12 protein-coding genes are annotated in these 17,473 nt (G+C 72.8%); 5 read left to right on the top strand and 7 right to left on the bottom strand.

All coding sequences use genetic code 11. From position 1 onward, the window contains the following. Positions 1-285: 285 nt before the first annotated feature. The gene (locus ACZ6AA_RS33495) at positions 286-1,575 is read left to right on the top strand and encodes a helix-turn-helix domain-containing protein (protein WP_471462248.1); all 1,290 of its coding nucleotides are present in this window, start codon (positions 286-288) and stop codon (positions 1,573-1,575) included. Positions 1,576-1,701: 126 nt separating this feature from the next. Here the strand turns inward: ACZ6AA_RS33495 and ACZ6AA_RS33490 are convergent, their stop codons facing one another. Further along, positions 1,702-2,442, bottom strand: coding sequence for a 4'-phosphopantetheinyl transferase family protein (locus tag ACZ6AA_RS33490; protein ID WP_468458696.1), 741 nt, complete (start codon positions 2,440-2,442; stop codon positions 1,702-1,704). An 84-nt stretch (positions 2,443-2,526) separates the two neighbouring features. Next, positions 2,527-4,758, bottom strand: coding sequence for an MMPL family transporter (locus ACZ6AA_RS33485; RefSeq protein WP_471462245.1), 2,232 nt, complete (start codon positions 4,756-4,758; stop codon positions 2,527-2,529). 229 nt (positions 4,759-4,987) lie between these two features. Here ACZ6AA_RS33485 and ACZ6AA_RS33480 point away from each other — a divergent pair, with 229 nt between their 5' ends. Genes ACZ6AA_RS33480 through ACZ6AA_RS33470 form a run of 3 tightly spaced genes read left to right on the top strand, consistent with a single transcriptional unit; the run spans position 4,988 to position 7,772 of the window. After that, positions 4,988-6,220 carry a sensor histidine kinase gene (locus tag ACZ6AA_RS33480; protein WP_471462243.1) on the top strand — a complete coding sequence of 411 codons (1,233 nt, stop codon included), beginning with the start codon at positions 4,988-4,990 and terminating at the stop codon, positions 6,218-6,220. An 11-nt stretch (positions 6,221-6,231) separates the two neighbouring features. Next, complete coding sequence (locus tag ACZ6AA_RS33475; RefSeq protein WP_405657045.1) at positions 6,232-6,903, top strand: response regulator transcription factor; 672 nt, start codon at positions 6,232-6,234, stop codon at positions 6,901-6,903. Between the two features lie 44 nt (positions 6,904-6,947). Next, positions 6,948-7,772, top strand: a complete 825-nt coding sequence (locus ACZ6AA_RS33470) for a DUF4097 family beta strand repeat-containing protein (protein ID WP_468458690.1) — start codon at positions 6,948-6,950, stop codon at positions 7,770-7,772. Positions 7,773-7,943: 171 nt separating this feature from the next. Here ACZ6AA_RS33470 and ACZ6AA_RS33465 read toward each other — a convergent pair whose 3' ends face one another. The 5 genes from ACZ6AA_RS33465 to ACZ6AA_RS33445 all read right to left on the bottom strand — a co-directional run bounded on the left by ACZ6AA_RS33465 (position 7,944) and on the right by ACZ6AA_RS33445 (position 15,128). Continuing rightward, positions 7,944-9,473, bottom strand: coding sequence for an aldehyde dehydrogenase family protein (locus ACZ6AA_RS33465; RefSeq protein WP_471462241.1), 1,530 nt, complete (start codon positions 9,471-9,473; stop codon positions 7,944-7,946). A 152-nt stretch (positions 9,474-9,625) separates the two neighbouring features. Further along, positions 9,626-9,910: an acyl carrier protein gene (locus ACZ6AA_RS33460; protein WP_405652595.1), complete on the bottom strand. Its 285-nt coding sequence runs from the start codon at positions 9,908-9,910 to the stop codon at positions 9,626-9,628. 90 nt (positions 9,911-10,000) lie between these two features. Further along, a complete protein-coding gene (locus ACZ6AA_RS33455; RefSeq protein WP_468458686.1) occupies positions 10,001-11,686 on the bottom strand; it encodes an acyl-CoA dehydrogenase in 1,686 nt (561 codons plus the stop codon). Then, entirely contained in the window at positions 11,683-13,368 is a 1,686-nt protein-coding gene (locus tag ACZ6AA_RS33450) for an acyl-CoA dehydrogenase (RefSeq protein ID WP_471462238.1), read from the bottom strand. Before ACZ6AA_RS33450 ends, ACZ6AA_RS33455 begins: the two co-directional genes overlap by 4 nt. Then, a complete protein-coding gene (locus tag ACZ6AA_RS33445; protein ID WP_471462236.1) occupies positions 13,365-15,128 on the bottom strand; it encodes a fatty acyl-AMP ligase in 1,764 nt (587 codons plus the stop codon). The genes ACZ6AA_RS33450 and ACZ6AA_RS33445 overlap by 4 nt, the downstream gene beginning before the upstream one ends. Positions 15,129-15,457: 329 nt before the next feature. Between ACZ6AA_RS33445 and ACZ6AA_RS33440 the strand changes: the two genes are divergently transcribed. Then, positions 15,458-17,464 (top strand): AfsR/SARP family transcriptional regulator, encoded by a 2,007-nt coding sequence (locus ACZ6AA_RS33440; RefSeq protein WP_471462234.1) that lies wholly within the window; start codon positions 15,458-15,460, stop codon positions 17,462-17,464. Positions 17,465-17,473: the final 9 nt, after the last annotated feature.

Raw genomic sequence — 17,473 nt, 5'->3', positions numbered from 1 at the left:
GAGGCACAACACTAGACACGGCCCTGTCACACTTCAAGCCAAAAATTGCACGCACCGTGCGGTAGGGCGTTGACCTGCAATGGTGTTAAGAAGTCGCCAAGTTCACGACGCGGCTGCGCACCGGTTCGACAGCCATACCCCCTTCGCCCTACTCTGCCGCCGTAATAGCCGGTGACAGGGCCGCACGTTCCTTGCGGTCCTTGACCAAGAGCGGTGCCACGCGGCGTGCCCGGCGGCATCCGCTTGTCGCCTCCCGGCAAGCCGGGGCGATCCCTGAGGACGAAGATGATCGAACAGCCCGCGTTCGGACGCAGACTGCGGATGCTGCGCGTGCAGCGTGGCCTGTCCCAGACCGAACTGGCGGGCGACGAGGTGTCGGCCAGCTATGTCTCCCGGGTGGAGAGCGGTCGGCGTTCACCGAACGAACTCATCGCCGCCTTCTTCGCACGCCGGCTCGACGTCCCCCTGGACGCCCTCACCAACCCCGCGGCCCCGGACGAGGGCGAGCACCGCAGCCGTCGGCTCGACATCGCGGGCAAGCTCCTCGAGGCCCGCGCCCTGCGCAAGGACGGCGAGCTCACCGTCGCCGCCGAGATGCTGCGCGGCATCGGCGCCGCGGCCACCGGGCACGCCGAGGAGGATGTGCTGTGGGAGGCCACGTGGGAGCTCGCCGACGTCCTGCGCGAGCTGGGCGACACCACCGCCGAGCACCGGGTCCTGGCCGGTCTCGCCGAGACCGCGCTGTCCCAGGAGACGCCCCGGCTCGGCGCGCGCGTCGCCACCGCGCTCTCGGAGAACCTGCGCCGCCAGGGCCGCCTCGGCGAGGCCGTCCGCACCGCCGAGCACGCCGTGTCGGTCACCGTCGCCCTGTCGCCCACCGCCCACGAGCGGGTCGGCGCGATGCTGGCGCTGATCAACTCCTACACCGACAGCGGTGAGCTGGAGAACGCGGCCGGTCTCGCCGACACCCTCCAGGAGACGGCCGAGGACATCCCCTCCCGGCAGCTGCGCGGCCAGGTCTACTGGGCCGCGGGCAGCGCCCGCTTCCTGTGCGGCCGCCCCGAGGACGGCGTCCACCTGCACGAACAGGCCTTCGCGTGTCTGCGCCCCGAGGTGAACCTGGGGGCCTGGGCGCGGCTGTGCCGGGCGTCCGCGGCGCTCCGTCTGGAGTACGACCTCTCGCAGGACGCCACCGGGCACGCGGCACGGCTGCTCGCGCGCGCCCGCCAGGCCCTCGAACTCGTCGGCCGCGACGACGACATGGCCGAGCTGATGCTGGCCGAGGCCCACCTGGCGCTGCGCCAGGGCAAGCCGGAGCGGGTCCTCGAACTGACCACCAAGGTGTGCGACTGCGACGCCGAGCTGCCGCTGGCCGGGCTCGGGCAGTGCCAGCTGCTCGCGGCCCGCGCCCACGCCCTGGCCGGGAACACGGCGGCGGCCCGGGACAGCTACCGGCTCGCGGCCGAGACGCTGGACCGGGCGGGTGCCTATCGCAAATCGTCGGAGGCCTGGCGGCAGTTGAGCGAAATGCTCGCGGCCGGCCCCGGGGACGGGCCGGCCGCGGCCACCGACTGACGGACCGGAGTGCCAGGGGGTTGTCGTCCGTATCCGGTCAGTCGGAGTTCAGCACCACGGGCGCCCCACCGGACCTCGGTGGGCCCGGCCGGACCCCAGCGGGTCCCGGCCCGGCTCCAGCGGGTCTCAGTAGGAGTGCGCCTCGTGGAAAGTCGGGTTGAACGTCCAGGTGTGCAGGGCGGTCACGGGCCCCGCGGCCGCGACGGCCGCCACGGTGCCGCGCCCGCTGGGCAGGTCGCGGACCTGCACCTCGGTCATGCCGGAGCCGTCGGGCAGCGGCACCGCCACCACGCCCGCGCCGTCCTCGACGAGCACGTCCACCTCGTCCGGCGGGACCCTGAGGCCGTAGCCCGCCGCCCGCAGCACCGCCTCCTTGCGGGTCCACAGGCTCAGGAAGAACATCTGCCGGGCGTTCGGGGACAGCCTGCGCAGCAGTCGCTGCTCCCACTCCGTGAGGGCCAGGTGCAGATTCTCGCCGTAGGCCACGTCGCCGTCCTGGATGTCGACGCCGACCTCGCTGATCAGTGAGACGGCGACGAGCTGCTGGTCGCCGACGTACGCGGAGCTGAAGCACACCTCGTGGTCGACGAGGGCGAGGCGCCCGTGCTCGGTGCGGCAGAACTCGACGCTCCTGGGGTTGCGCCCGAGCACCCAGCCGAGCACCCTGCGGGTCGTGGCCCGGGCGCTCAGGAAGGCCCAGCCGTCGCCGGAGCGGCCGAAGGCCTCGGCGGTGGCGCGCTCGGCGTCGGTGACCAGTTCCAGCGCCTGAGCGATGGCCTGACGCGCCGGCTCCAGGCCCACCCGGAACACATGGAGTTCACCCGACCGCACGACCAGACCGGAAGGAACCGCGGCCCACCCACCCATCTACCTGATCTCCTTAGTTCGCTGGCCGCCGGACACACGGAGGGCAGGACCGGGCAGGACCCGGTCCTCCCTCGCGCGGGCCGATCAGTCGTGGGAGGCGGCCGGGACGGTGCGCGGCGATCGCGGCGCGCGCCATGCCTTCGAGCCCAGCAGTTTGAGCGCGGCGGGCAGCAGCACACCGCGGATCAAGGTGGCGTCGAGAAGGATGGCGACGGCCAGTCCCACGCCCAACTGCTTCATTTCCAGGGTCGAGAGCGTCGCGAAGACCGCGAACACGGCGACCATGATCACAGCGGCTGTGGTGACCACACCGGCGGACGTGAGAATGCCGTGCCTAATCGCCTCATGTGCAGAGCCCCCCCGGCTGACACCCTCACGAATCCGGCTCAGCACGAAGACGTGGTAGTCCATCGACAGGCCGTAAAGAACTACGAACAGGATAAGCGGCAGCCAGGAAACGACCGCTCCATTTGAGTCAAAGCCCAGGACGTTTTCGGCCCACTCGTGCTGGAAGACGAGGACGAGCACGCCGTAAGAGGCCGTCACGGAAAGGACGTTGAGGACACCTGTGAGCAGCGCGAGCGCCACGGAGCGGAACGCGAGCAGCATGATCCCCAGGCAGAGCAGCATCACGAAGCCGATCACCATCGGCAGCCGGTCCTTGAGCGTCTTGGAGAAGTCCGTGGAGAAGGCGGTGGCGCCGCCCACGGCCCACTTGTCGACGTCCGCGCCCTTCAGTGCCTGCGGTGCCAGGTCCGAACGCAGCAGCTTCAGCGTGTCCTTGGCCTGCTTGCCGCCGGCGTCGCCCTTGACGTGCAGTTCGAGCCGGGAGACCCGGCCGTCCTTCGACACCGAGAGGTCCGGCTTGTCCGATGCGGCGAAGCGGCCCGTCGCCATGGCCTTGGTGTGCAGGCCGGTCAGGAGCTTCGCCACCTCGCCGGCGCGGGCCTTGTCGGCCTGGACGGCGACGGCGTGCGAGGTGCCCTCGCTCGGGAAGGCCTCGACCACGCGGTCGTAGGTCTGCATGACCTCGTAGGAGCGCGGCAGGTCCTCGTCGCCGGGCATCTTCAGCTTCATGTCGAGCGCGGGCGCGGCGAGCGCCAGCATCGCCACCAGGCCGATGGTCAGGGACACTCCGGGCGCCTTCAGGACGGGGCGCAGGACGGCCCCCCACAGCCTGCTCTCCTTGCCGACGTTGGTGCGCCGCCACAGCAGCGGGATCCGCGGCCGGTCGATCTTGTCACCGAGCCCGGCGAGCGCCGCGGGCAGCGCCGTCAGCGAACCGAGGACCGCCACCAGGACGACCAGGACGGTGCCGAGGGCCAGCGAGGAGAACAGCATGCTGCCGGAGAGGAACATTCCGGCCATCGCGATGGCCACCGTCAGACCGGAGACCAGCACGGCTCGCCCCGATGTCGCCACGGCGATCCGCAGCGCCGCCTCGGGCGACTTGCCGAGGGCCCGCTCCTCGCGGCGGCGCCGGATGTAGAAGAGCGAGTAGTCGACGCCGACGGCGAGGCCCATGAGCAGGATCAGGCTGGCCTGGTTCTCGTTCACGGGGACGAGCAGCGAGGTGATCCCGGCGAGCCCCATGGCGAAGACCACCGCGGTGATGCCGAGCAGCACCGGCAGCCCCGCGGCGAGCAGCGCGCCGAAGGCCACCAGGAGGATCACCAGGGTCAGCGGCAGGCTGATGAACTCCGCCCGCTGGAAGTCGGCGCCCAGCTTGGCGCTCAACTCCTTGGTCACGGAGCCCTTGCCGAGCTGCTCCACGCGCAGGTCCCCGTGGGCCTTCTGCTCCGCCTCGGTGGCCTTCAGCATGGGGCCGACGACGGCCTTGGGCTTCTTCTTGTCGTCGCCGGTGCCGAGGTCGAGGGTGACCGGGAGCAGCACGCTGCGCCCGTCCTTCGACGTGACCGGGTCGCCGACGCGTGCCACGTCCGCGACGTCGGCGTACCGCCCCCGCAGTGACGTGACCACGGAGTCCGCGGTGGCCTCGGAGAGCTTGCCCTCGCGCGCCTGGATGAGCACGCGCTCGACGCCCTCGTCGGCGAAGTCCGCGTCGTCCAGCATGCGTTCGGCGACGGCGGCCTGACCGGTCAGGCTGTCGGCGTCCTCCTGGTCCTCGACGCCGGTGACCATGCTCGCCCCGTACGCGAGGATCACCGCGAGGACCCACAGCAGCAGCGTGGTCTTGCGGTGGGCCATGCTCCAGGCGGCCGTGCGTTCCACGACTCCGCGCGGCGGGGCGCTCCCCGATGGGGCGTTGCGCTGGCGCGCGGCGTCCCTCTGGTGCGATTCCTCGGTCACTGACATCGTCAAAGCTCCTCGTCAGGGGGTACGCCGTGACGCTACGCAGCGGCCCCCCGCACGGTCAGGCGTGCAGCCACCCATCGACCGGTAGTGCTGCCACTACCGGCGAAGGAAGCGCCTGCACGCTCGGAGAACAGCCGATGTGCTGCCTAAGATCCCTGGTAGTCGAGTTGGAGACCGGAGGGGCGCCGTGAGGCTGAGACCACCGCGGATACGTGCGGCCTTGTACCGCGTGGCACGGGGACCGCTCGGCCGGGACACCCGAAACGACCTGTTGCAGTTGCTGACGACGCTGGCGATGACGCCGCTGTACTGCGTGCCCATCATCCTGTTCACGCTGGGCGCGGGCCTCACGCCGCTGCTGCTGCTCGGTCTGCCGCTGCTGCCCCTGGCCATGAAGCTGGCCGGGTGGATCGCCCGGGTCGACCGCGAACGGCTGTACTTCCTGCAGGAGTTGGACATCGACATGCCGCTCACGCAGTCCGGCAGCGGCTGGAAGGACCGCCTGGAGCGGCTCTTCGGGCGCCGGGCCTGGCGCGAGTTGGGCTTCACCGCGGTCATGACGATGTGGGGGCTCGGCGTGGGCGGCCTGGTGGTCGGGCTGCTCGCGGCGGGGCTGCTGCTCGCGGTGCTTCCGGTGCTCGGCTGGTTCCTGCCGAGCGGCGCCTCGCTGCTCGGCGTGGACCCCTCGACCGTCGCGGGGATGGTGCTCGGCCTCGCCATCGGGCTCGCGCTGCTCGCCGCCGGGCTCTGGCTCAGCGGGCCGCTGGCCAGGACCGAGTCCGCCATGGTCGCCCGGATGCTCGGCGCCAACCAGGTCGACCATCTCGTGCGCCGCATGATGGACCTGGAGGACAGCCGCTCGCGGATGGTCGACGCGGCCGAGGTGGAGCGGCAGCGCATCGAGCGCGATCTGCACGACGGGGCGCAGCAGCGGCTGCTCTCGGTCGCGATGAGCCTCGGCCGGGCCAAGTCCCGCTTCGACCGGGACCCGAAGAAGGCACGGCAGCTGCTGATGGCCGCGCACGAGGAGGCCAAGGCCGCCATGCAGGAGCTGCGCGACGTCACCCGCGGCCTGCACCCGTCCATCCTCACCGAGCAGGGCATCGAACCCGCCCTGACCACGATCGTGGCCCGCAGCCCGGTGCCCGTCACGCTCTCCGTCGGCCTCGCGGAGCGCCCCACGGCACGCGCCGAGGCGGTCGCGTACTACGTGGTGTCCGAACTGCTCACCAACATCGCCAAGCACGCCGCGGCGAACCGGGCGGCGGTGCGGGTCTTCCGCGAGGAGAACCTGCTGCGCCTGCTCGTCACCGACGACGGTATCGGCGGCGCCGACGCCGACCGGGGGTCCGGCATCCGCGGCCTGCGGGACCGGATCCACGCGGTCGACGGCCACCTCACTCTCTCCAGCCCCGCCGGTGGCCCCACCGTCGTCGACGTCACGCTTCCCTGGAAGGCCTGAGCATCACCATGTTGCGCGTTGTCATCGCGGAAGACTCCGTCCTGTTGCGCAGCGGCCTCGCCAAGCTGCTCATGGACGAGGACATCGACGTCGTGGGGCAGGCCGGGGACGCGGACGAACTGCTCGCCCTGGTCGCCGACGTCGCGCCCGACCTGTGCCTGGTGGATGTGCGCATGCCGCCCACGCACACCGACGAGGGGCTGCGCGCCGCCCTGACGATCCGCGCGGGCGACCCCCGCCAGCCCGTCCTCGTCCTGTCGCAGTACGTGGAGGCCAGGTACGCCTCCAAGCTGCTCGCCAACGGCAGCGTGGGGCTCGGCTATCTGCTCAAGGACCGCGTGGCCGACGTCGACGAGTTCGTGGCCACCCTGCACCGCGTCGCCGAGGGCGGCACGGCCCTGGACGCCGAGGTGGTCAGCCAGGTCCTCGCGGGCACGCAGAAGCAGGACGGCCTCGCGCCGCTCACGGCGCGCGAGCGGGAGGTGCTCGCGCTGATGGCCGAAGGGCTGAACAACGGCGGCCTCGCGGAGCGCCTGTTCATCACCGAACGCGCCGTGGAGAAGCACATCCGCTCCATCTTCACCAAGCTCGACCTGCTCCCCGACGACCAGGGCCACCGCCGCGTCCTCGCCGTCCTGCAGTACCTCGACTCCCTCGCCGACACACGCAGATCCCCGGAGTGAGCAAGTCTCCGAGCCGGGCTCACCATCCAAGACCGGAGTTGGACATGTACGAGACCCTCACCTCGACCGGCTCGGCGCCGAGCCCGGCGGGCCGCCCCCGGCGCTCCGTCGTGCGGCGCGTCATCCGCGTCATCGCGATCCTCACCGGCATCACGCTCGTCGGCGGGGCCGCCTGGTACCTGCTGCTGTTCCTGGTCACCCGCACCGACACCGGCACCTCCGCGATCGACAAGTCGACCCGCAACGTGGTGGTCGACATCGACAGCGGCGACGTCGACATCGACGTGGCCGGGCAGGGCGAGAAGCCGGAGCTGCACAAGAAGCTGACGAAGTCGCTGCGCTCGCCCGACGAGAAGATCGAGCAGGACGGCGACACCCTGCGCGTCAGCACCGACTGCGGCGAGGGCATGGGCAAGTGCGGCTCCGACTACCGCCTCACGGTGCCGGCCGGCACCCGGGTGAAGGTCCAGACGCGGCTCGGCGATGTGACCGTCAAGGGCGTACGGGGCTCCGTGGACGCCCGTACGAAGATCGGCGGTGTCCGCCTGGAGCACATCACCGGTGCCCGGCTCGTCGGCTTCAGCAAGACCGGCGCGGTCACCCTCAAGCACGTCGACTTCGACTCCGCCGAGGCCACGTCGAAGCTGGGTGACATCCGCTTCGAGGACATCGAGCCGTTCGAGAAGCTCAGGGCCGTCAGCAAGATGGGCGACGTGGAGCTGCACCTGCCCAAGAACTCGGGGCCGTACGACGTGAACGCCTTCACCAAGATCGGCGACCGGAAGGTGGACGTCGACCGGGACTCCTCGTCCGGCACGCCGGTGGAGGCCCGCACGAAGATCGGCGATGTGACCGTGCGCGGCGACTGACGCGCCGACCGACCTCGCCACCGCCGGGACCCCCGCCCGGCGGCGGCGCCCGGGCCCGCGGCACCCCCCGCGCCGCAGGCCACACGAAGGACGCCTCCGACACCGTGGTCGGAGGCGTCCTTCGCCCGTTGCGGGCTCCTGTGGCGGACGGGCCGCGTCGGGACAGCCGGGTCAGGACAGCCGGAACCCGAGGTCCGCGTCGATGTCCTGGACGTCCATCTGCGCGCGCTGGAGCGTGCCCGCGTAGTCCCAGTTCACCGACTGCCACGAGGTGAACTGGTCGATGACCCAGATGCCCGACTGGCGGCTGCCGTTGCCGGACAGGCCGTTGCCGCCGAAGGGCAGGTGCGCCTCCGCGCCGACGGTGGAGTTGTTGACGCTGACCATGCCCGCCGTGCAGCGCTCGCGGAAGGAGAACGCCGTCCGCGCGGAGCCGGTGTAGATCGCGGCCGACAGACCGTACCCGTGGCCGTTGGCGAGGTCGACGGCCTCGTCGAAGGTGTCGTACGCCATGACGGACACGAGCGGGCCGAACGTCTCGGTGCGGTACAGCTCGTCGTCGGGGCGCACCCCGGCCACGATCGCCGGGTGCGCGAACACGCCCGCGTCCGGGTCGCCGACGAAGCCCTTGCGCGGGCTCGCGGAGGTGACCCGGCCGGTGGCGGTGGAGCCGGACAGGGCGTGGTGGGGGCGGACGAGGTCCAGGGAGCCGAGGAAGTTCTCCAGGTACCGCTCGCCGATGAGCGGGCCGTAGAACACCTCCTCGCGCCGCGGGTCGCCGACGGTCAGGTCCGCCACGGCCGCGCTGAAGCGGCGCAGGAACTCGTCGTGCACATCGCGGTGGACGATCGCCGTGCCCAGGGACGTGCAGCGCTGCCCCGCGGTGGCGAAACCGCTGAACACCGCGCCCTGGACGGCGAGTTCGAGATCGGCGTCGTCGGTGACGACCAGCGGGTTCTTGCCGCCGAGCTCCAGGCAGGGCGACTGCAGATACCGTCCGGCCAGCTCGCTCACCTTGCGGCCCGCGGCCGTCGACCCGGTGAAGCCGATCTTCTGGACGAGCCCCTCCTCCAGGGCCCGCTCCAGGCCCGCGTACGTGGCCTCGCCGTCGGCGTGCACCAGGCGAAGCACGTCCTCGGGCACCCCGCCCGCGGTGAACAGCGCCGCGAGGGCCTCCGCGACGGCGACCGCGGACTCCGACGGCTTCCACACCACGGTGTTGCCGCACAGCAGCGCCGGTACGAGGTACCAGGCGGGCACGGCGGCCGGGAAGTTCGCCGCCGTGACGATCACGGCGGTGCCCAGCGGCTTGCGGTAGGTGAACAGCTGCTTGTCGGGCATCTCGCTGGGCACGGTCTGGCCGTACAGGCGCCGCCCCTCGCCGAGGAAGAAGTCGCACGTGTCGATCACTTCCTGCACCTCGCCCAGGGCCTCGCCGTAGGGCTTGCCGACCTCCCGGGTGATCAGGGCGGCCAGCGCCTCCTTGTTCTCGGCCACGAGCCGCCCCACGTTCTGCGCGACCCGGCCCCGCAGCGGCGCGGGCAGCGCCGCCCACGCGGTGCGCGCGCCGTGGGCGGCCCTGGCGGCGGCGACCAGGCCGTCCGCGTCGCTCAGCGCCCGCTCCGCGACGACGTCCCCGAGGTCGGCGGGATTGCGCGACACGGTCTGCCGCGCGGTCGCGGCACTCTTCGACTCAGCCATGTTGGCCAGCCCTCTCTTCACGTGTGAATGCCGACACGCACAGGGACGCGCGTGTCGGCACACGGCCGGAAAGCCGTGTCAATGGACCCTTCGCCACCTTGATTTCCATGTCACAACTTTTGCCGAAGATCGTGACAACGGGTACATCGCCGTCAGGCGGTGGCGGCCCGCTGCTGCTCCCGCTCGGCCAGCAGATAGGTGGCGAGGCGCGCGACCGTCGGGTGGTCCCACACGGCCGTCGGCTCGACCTGGATCCCCAGCCAGTCCTCCACGTCGGCGGCGAAGGCGACCACCGCGACGGAGTCGAGGCCGTACTCCCCCAGCTCCTGCTGGGGGTCGACCGGCGCGTCGAGGTCGGGGACGTACTCGCCGACCCGGTCGACGAGCCAGCGCTCCAGCTCGTCGAGGGTGAGCGTGTCGGAAGCCGTGTTCTCCATCTGATTGCTCCTCAAGTCACTTGTCGCACAGGTCGCTTGCCGCACGGGTCGTGTGCGCGCATGCGGGACGGTCTTGATCGGTCGGGCCGGTCAGCGGTACTGGCGCGCGGAGAGGCCGAAGCTCACCGTGCGGTCGTCGCGGCTCAGGAGTTCGTCGACGAGGGCGCCCTCCACCTCGGCCGGTACGTCCTGGGGCTGACCGGTGGCGATGCCCTCCAGGCGGGTCAGGGCGGCGACGAGCCACTCCGGGCGGGCCAGGAAGTCGTCGCCGGGCGCGTGCCGCCACACCCCGACGCACGCGGCGGCGGCGAGGGCCGTGGTGTACCGGGCGGCGAGGTCGCGGACCTCGACAGTGGCGGCGATCGACAGGTCACGCGGCTTCAGGCCCGCGCAGGCGTCGGTGAGTTCGCGCATCCCGCTGATCTGGCGCTCGATCAGGGGGCGCAGCGGCGCGGGGACGTCGTCGTCGAGGGCGGCGTTGAGCGCCATCACGAGGCCGTCCTTGCCGCCCGCGGTGACGCGCAGTCCCGGCAGGTCGAGCGGCGGGAGTTCGGCGTCGGGGACGAACAGGGCGGCCGGGGCGGGGGCCGCGTCCCGCCACGAACGGCGGGCGAGCACCGGCAGTTGCGGCAGCACTGCGGACAGGCAGGCGGCGCGGGCGATGTGCCCGAAGCCGACCGGCTTGATGTCCCGCGCCATCTTCTGGAACACCCCGTGCTGCCCGTCGCGGCGGTAGAACTCGGAGCCCATCACCAGCGACAGCTGCTCGAACGCGTCGAGCGTCACCCCGGCGATGAGGTACTTCACGGCGGGAGCGTAGGCGCTGCCGGACTCCGGCAGGGCGTGCAGCGACCGGGCCGCGACGGTCCCGAACGCCTCGCTCAGGAGCAGGTCGGCGAAGGTGTTGGCCAAGGTGGTGCGCACCATCGGGATGGACGCGGCGTCACGGCCGTAGAGATGGCGGCGGCGTACGTGGTGCAGGGTGACGCGCAGACCGGTGTCCAACATCGCGGTGCTCATCGCGGGCATGGCGATCCGGGTCAGCTGGAAGGCGCGGTTGGCCGTCTCCAGGCCGGTGCCGGGGGCGCCGAGCAGCGCGTCGTCGTCGACGGGGAAGGAGTCCACGGCGATGCCGCCGAGGCGCACGCCACGCATCCCGACGGAGCGGAACCGCGGCAGGAACCGCACCCGGTCCGGGTCGAGGTCGGCCGTCGGCACGAGCAGCTGCGAGCAGGAGCGGGGGCCGCCGGAGGGGTCGGTGCGGGCCAGGAACACCATGGCGTCGGCCCGGTCCAGGTTGGTGATGGACTCCTTGCGGCCGTTCAGGACGAGGCGGCCGTCGGCGGGCGTGGCCGCGAACTCGACGGAGCCGATGTCGTTGCCGTGCGCGAGTTCGTGGAACGCGCAGGAGACCTTGTTGCCCGCGAGCAGCAGTTCGGCCGTGTCGCGGCGCTGGTCGGGCGATCCGGCGGTCCAGACGTTGACCGCGCCGAGCAGGGAGCTAGAGCAGTGGCCGAGGCCGAGGCTCGGGTCGCGCCGGTAGACGGACCGCATCAGCTCGACGAGGTGGTCGACGCGTTCGAGGCGGCCGCCGAGCGCGCCGGGGACGAACTCGGAGAGGATCCCGAACTCGTCGAGGGCGGCCGCGCCGCCGACGGGGACCTCCTCGCGTTCGTCGGCGGTCAGGACGGCGGCGAACCCGGCGCCGTTCGTGGCGTCGAAGGGGTCGCCGAGGCGTTCCTCGAGCGTTTCCATGCGTGCGTGGACGTCACTCATGCGGACACCTCCACCGGCGTGCCGAACAGGGAGATACGGGCGCCGTCGTCGCTGAGGAGCAGGCGGCCGAGTTCGTCGAAGACGCCGTTCGCCTCCGGGGGCCGGTGGCCGAGGCCTTCGAGCACCAGGGCGAGCGCGCCGCGCAGCCACAGGCCGTCGCGCCACGCGGGGCGGTCGTGGGCCTGTGGGTTGGCGGCCCACACGGCGAGGGCGGCGGCCCCTGCGAAGCACCATTCGTAGTGCTCCGCGAGCCGCATCGTCGCCGTCGCGGGCAGGCCCGCGGCCGGCCGGAGCGCGGCGATGCGCGCGCCCAGCTCGCCGTGGGCGTCGAGCAGACGGGCGGCGAGGCGGTCGGCGCCGCCGGGCGGGTCCGCAGTGACGGCGGCGACGAGTTCGCCGAGGGCGCCGAGGACCGAGTCGCGGCGCGGCATCACGCCGAGGCGGCTCAGGTCGAGGGCGGCGGGCTCGTGGTCCGCGCGCAGCCACTCCCGCACGGGGCGGCCGGTGCCCGGGCGCGGGCGGCGGCCGGGCCTGAGGGCCGGCAGGCTCGTCGCGAGGGCGCTGCGGTTGACCCAGGTGCTGCCGTCGAAGATGCCGACGACCTGGTGGTCCCGCTCGATCTTGGCGAAGCCGCCGTAGCCGTCCACGCCGGTCAGGAAGGAGCGGGCGCCGAGCAGTTCACCGACGAGGCGGAGCTGTCCCTGGACCAGGGTCGGCACCAGCGCCTTGGTGATCGCGGACACGGTGCTGAGCTCTTCGGGCACCTCGTGGGCGGCGCGTGCCGCCGTGAACGAGAGGGCCTCGGCGAGCAGTTGCCGGGCCACGGCCCGGCCCGCGACGGCGCGGGCGTGCGGCAGGTCGGCCAGGCGCCTGCCGTGCAGGCGGCGCTCGGCCAGGAAGTCCCGGCCGATCTCCAGGGCGTGGTCGCCCGCGCCGAGGGACAGCGCCACGCAGGCCACGCGGGTCAACTGGAGCGACTTCAGGACGAGTTCCAGGCCGCCGCCGACGGTTCCGATGAGGGCGTGGGCGGGCACGCGGGCGTCCCGGAACTCCACGCCGCTGATGTCGGCGCTGCGGATGCCGTGCGTGGGCACCTTCGGCAGGTGGCGTACGGTGCCGCGGGGCGTGGCGTCCTTGTCCACCAGGAAGACGCTGAAGCCGCGCGGCCCGCCGCCGGGGTCGGTGCGGGCGAGGACGCAGACGAAGCGGCCGCGGGTGGCGTTGTTCACGGGCCACTTGCGGCCGGAAAGGCGCCAGCCGGAGCCGTCCCTGACCGCGGTGACCTCGCCGGAGAGCAGGTCGCTGCCCCGCTCCGGCTCGGTGAGCCCCCAGGCAACGGGCTCGCCCGCGAGGACGTGCCGGGCGAGGGAGGCCGCCGCCGCGCTGTCGCCCGCGGCCCACACCGACGCGGTGCCGAGGAAGGTCTTGCCGTGCGCGACGGCAACGGTCACGTCGCGGGCCGCCACCGTGCGCAGCAGACTGTGCACCTCGTCCAGGCGCTCCAGGCGGCCGCCGTGCCTGCCGGGGACGTAGTGGTCGGGCAGGCCCCACTGGTCGAGGGCCGCACAGGCCTGGGCCGGGAACGTCTCGGCCTCGTCGTGCGCGGCGAGCAGCGCGGGGTCGAAGGGGCCGCCGGGCCGCGACCAGAGGTCGACCTCCGCGGCCAGCTCGGATGTACTCAACTCAACTCTCCTGTCGCGGATACGGCCGGCTCGGGCCGCTGCTCATAGCCGTCGGACCACAGCGGTTGCAGCGCGCCCTCCAGGTACAGCGCGCGCATCGCGGACCGCTGGACCTTCCCGCTGGTGGTGCGCCGCACCCCGCCGCGCCGCATCAGGAGCACCGAGTGGGCGCGCAGCCCGAACTCGCGGGACACGGTGTTGCGCATCCGCTTGGCGAGCGCGGCCAGTTCGTCGTCGGGGGCGCGGCGGCGGACCTCGTGGATGACCACGAGCTGGCCGTCGTCGCTGTCGTCCGCGGGCACCGACACAACGGAGCCGACGGTGTCGCGCAACGGCTCGTGGTGCAGGCGCAGTTCGTGCTCGATGTCGTGCGGGTAGACGTTGCGGCCCCGGATGATCATCATTTCCTTGATGCGTCCGGTGATGTACAGCTCCCCGGCGACCAGCACACCGAGGTCCCCGGTGCGCAGGAACCCGCCCTCGCCACCGAGCTGTTGGCCGAAGGTCGCGCCGGTCACCTCGTCGTTGCGCCAGTAGCCGCGCACGACCGAGTCGCCGCGCAGCCACAGCTCGCCGATCTGCCCCGGCGGCAGCTCCTCCAGGGTCGCCGGCTCGACGATCCTGGCCTCGATGTCGAGCAGCGCGCCGCAGCTCACGAGCGTGCGGGCCGGGCCGTCGGCGGCGGGTTCCAGGCGGCCGCGCTCCAGGGCGCCGGGGTCGCAGCGCAGTACGACCGGGGTGCGGCGCGGGGAGCTGGAGACGAGCAGGGTCGCCTCCGCCATGCCGAAACACGGCGCGAAGTGCTCGGGCCGGAACCCGGCGGGCGCGAACCGCGCGGCGAAGTCGTCGAGGACGCTTGCCTTGACCGGCTCGGAGCCGCTGACGGCGTACTTCCAGCGGGACAGGTCGAGCCCGGCCACGTCCTTCTCGGCGACGCGGGTGACGCAGAGTTCGTACGCGAAGTTCGGCGCGGCCGAGACGGCGATGTCGAAGTTCTCGATCAGTTCGAGCCAGGCCCGGGGCCGCCGCAGGAAGGCGGCGGGCCGCATCAGGACGGTGCCGTGCCCGGCGAGCAGCGGGGACAGGATCAGGCCCATCAGGCCCATGTCGTGGTAGTTCGGCAGCCAGCCGCCGAACGTCTCGCCCTCGGCGAGGGGGAACGCCGCGTCCGTGGTCGCCGCGTTCGCGAGGAGGTTGCCGTGCGTGACGATGCTGCCCTTGGGGTCGTTCGTCGATCCGGACGTGTACTGGAGGACGGCGACGGCCTCGCGGTCGGCGGCATGGACGGCGAAGTCGTCGGCGCGGCGGGCGAGATCGATGCTCGGGGAGAGGACCGGCGCGGTGATGCCCTGCTGTTCGCTCCAGGCGAGGACGTCGTCGCGCTCGTCGGGCGCGGTGAGCACGCAGCCGATGTCGGCGTCGTGGGCGATGCCGCGCACCCGGCGCTGGTCCTGCTGGTAGCGCCCGGGCATCGAGGAGGGCACCGCGACCAGCCCCGCGTAGAGGCAGCCGAGTACGGCCGCGACGAACTCGGCCGAGGTCGGCTGGAGCAGCAGCACGCGGGCGCCCTGCGGGCACACCTCGCGCAGGTCGCGGGCGAACACGCGGGCCGCCTGGTCGAGTTCGGCGAACGTGAGCCGCTGGGCGGATGCGGGGTCCGTGGGGTCGCTGACGATCACGACGGCCTGCCGGTCGCCGATCTCGCGTGCGTGCCGTGCGAAGACCTCGGACACGCTGGTCGCACCGAGAAGGTCCACCATGCTTCGTGTACTCCTGAGTCGAGGGGTCGAGGAGCCGCTGGTCACCGTCAGGACGGCGGTGGGCACAGGCAGTCGGGGGCGCGGCCCTCGCGGGCGGCCCCCGTACCTGCCGTCCCGCACACCCCACCCATCCGCTCTATGCGGTTTCTATAAGCGGTGCCGCGCGCCTTCTCCGAGCGGTGCCGCACGCCGGTTCGCCCAGGCGTCGGCGCGCGGCTCGATCACCCTTGGACAGCGCCCCGTACACTCGATCTTCCGTTCGACCCGGAGGAGGCGGGCAGCAACCGCCGGACGGCTGGGGGCAGTACGAGCAGGGGGGCTCGCAAGCGATGGAATTCCGCATTCTCGGCCCGGTCGAGGCGAGCGCGCACGGCACCGCGGTCACGCTGTCCGGCGCCAAGATCCACACCGTGCTCGCCACCCTGCTCCTTGCCCGCGGCCGCCCCGTGACGTACGAGCAGTTCAGCTCCCGGCTGTGGGGCTGGGAGCCGCCGTCCTCGATGCACGCGCAGATCCATTCGTACATCCACAAGCTGCGCAAGAGCCTCGGCGAGACCGTGCTCCTTACCCGCCAGCACCGGGGCTACCAACTCGACGCCCCCGACTCGGTGTTCGACCTGACACAGTTCGAGGAGCTGACGGAGGCCGGGCGCCGCGCGGCCGACCGCGGCGACCCGCGCACGGCGACGGCGAAGCTGACGGCCGCGCTCCGGCTCTGGCGCGGCACCCCGCTCGCGAACGTCACCGACCAGCTCGCCGAGCTGGAGCGCCCGCCGCTTGAGGAGGCGTACCTGACCACCATCGAGCAGCGGGTCACGGCCGACCTGGCGCTCGGCGCGGACGCCCGCCTCGTCCCCGAACTGACGAGCCTGGTACGCGAACACCCCCTGCGGGAACGTTTCCGTGCCCAGCTCGTCATCGCGCTCGGCCGCAGCAACCGCCAGGCCAACGCGCTCCTCACGTACCACGAGGGGCGCAGGCTGCTGGCGGAGCAACTGGGGGTGGACCCGGGGCCGGAGCTGTCCGAGGCGTATCAGTCGGTGCTTGCGGAGGGGGCGGCCACTACGGCCGGGGCGGCTGGGGCGATCAGGGCGGCCGGGACCACTGGGACTACCAGGACCGCCGGGGCCACCGGGGCCACCGGGGCCACCGGGGCCACCGGGACGCCAAGAACAACGCCGTCCATGTCCCCCGCACTCACGGGGGCGCCCCCCGGCTGGCCAAGACCCCCGGCGGCGCTCCTGCCGCCGAACCTCGACCCCTTCCTCGGCCGCACGGCGGAACTCCGCACCGTCGAACGGAAAGTCGCCGCGGCGGGCGACGCCGAGGCAACCGCGGGCGCGGACGCAGCCACCCGCGTCCTCATCACCGGCCCCACCGGCTCCGGCCGGACCGCGCTCGCCGTCCGTGCCGCCCACGCCCGCGCGGACCTCTTCCCCGACGGCGTCCTGTTCGCGCGGGCCGCGGCGCCCGACGGCACCCCGCACAGCGCGGAGCACATCCTCACTCTCCTCCTGACCAGCCTCGGCGAGCGTCCGCCGCCGGACGCCGACGTGGCCGAACTGCTCCGCCGGTACCGCCTCGCGTCGTACGACCGGCGCCTGCTCGTCGTCCTGGACGACGTGGTCGCGGAGCAGGACGTCGAGCAGTTCGTGCCGAACAGCCCCCGCGCGGCCGCCATCCTGACCGGCGACCGCAGGCTGCCGACGGTGACCCACGAGGACACGGTGTGCCTCGGCCCGCTGGCGACCGCCGACGCCGTGGAGCTCCTGGCCGCGATCGGCGGCCGGGAGACCGTGCTCGCGGATCCGGAGGCGGCGCGCGAGGTCGTCGCGTACTGCGACGGCCTCCCGCTGGCCCTGCGCCTGGTCGGCGCGCGGCTCGCGGCCCGCCCGCTGTGGACCGTCGCCGACCTCGCGGCCCGACTGGCCGACCCGGCCCGGCGCCTGCGTGAGCTGGGCTACGGCGGGCAGAGCCTGCACGGCACCCTGATGGCGGTGGTACGCCGACTCCCCGAGGACGTACGGGCGCTGCTTCCGCTCCTGGGCGCGCTGCCCGGGCCGGAGTTCGGGCGGGGACCGGGTGCCGGGTCGGAGTTCGGCGCGGCGGACCTCGTCGAGGGCCCGGGTCCGGAGCCGGTCGTCGAGGCGGGGTTGGAGCAGTTGGCCGATGTGTGGCTGGTGGTGCCGTCGGCGCCCGACGAGCGGGGCGGGGCGCGGTTCCGCTGCACCGCGCTGACGCGTCTCGTCGCCGAGGAGCTCGCGGCGGCGGCAAGGGCGGGCGGGACGGGGGGCGCGGGCGCCACGGGGCCCGCGCTGCCGCCTCCGCATCCCTGACGTACGCTG

This window comes from Streptomyces sp. NPDC040610, assembly GCF_055594065.1.
The sequence above is the reverse complement of the archived record's forward strand: the minus strand, read 5'-3'. Positions and strand labels throughout refer to the sequence as shown.

Excerpts from the sequence above, each read along its gene's own strand:
- ACZ6AA_RS33470 (WP_468458690.1), top strand. The coding sequence starts at position 6,948 with ATGTACGAGACCCTCACCTCGACCGGCTCGGCGCCGAGCCCGGCGGGC.
- ACZ6AA_RS33465 (WP_471462241.1), bottom strand. The coding sequence starts at position 9,473 with ATGGCTGAGTCGAAGAGTGCCGCGACCGCGCGGCAGACCGTGTCGCGC.
- ACZ6AA_RS33485 (WP_471462245.1), bottom strand. The coding sequence starts at position 4,758 with ATGTCAGTGACCGAGGAATCGCACCAGAGGGACGCCGCGCGCCAGCGC.
- ACZ6AA_RS33460 (WP_405652595.1), bottom strand. The coding sequence starts at position 9,910 with ATGGAGAACACGGCTTCCGACACGCTCACCCTCGACGAGCTGGAGCGC.
- ACZ6AA_RS33440 (WP_471462234.1), top strand. The coding sequence starts at position 15,458 with ATGGAATTCCGCATTCTCGGCCCGGTCGAGGCGAGCGCGCACGGCACC.
- ACZ6AA_RS33455 (WP_468458686.1), bottom strand. The coding sequence starts at position 11,686 with ATGAGTGACGTCCACGCACGCATGGAAACGCTCGAGGAACGCCTCGGC.
- ACZ6AA_RS33445 (WP_471462236.1), bottom strand. The coding sequence starts at position 15,128 with ATGGTGGACCTTCTCGGTGCGACCAGCGTGTCCGAGGTCTTCGCACGG.
- ACZ6AA_RS33495 (WP_471462248.1), top strand. The coding sequence starts at position 286 with ATGATCGAACAGCCCGCGTTCGGACGCAGACTGCGGATGCTGCGCGTG.
- ACZ6AA_RS33490 (WP_468458696.1), bottom strand. The coding sequence starts at position 2,442 with ATGGGTGGGTGGGCCGCGGTTCCTTCCGGTCTGGTCGTGCGGTCGGGT.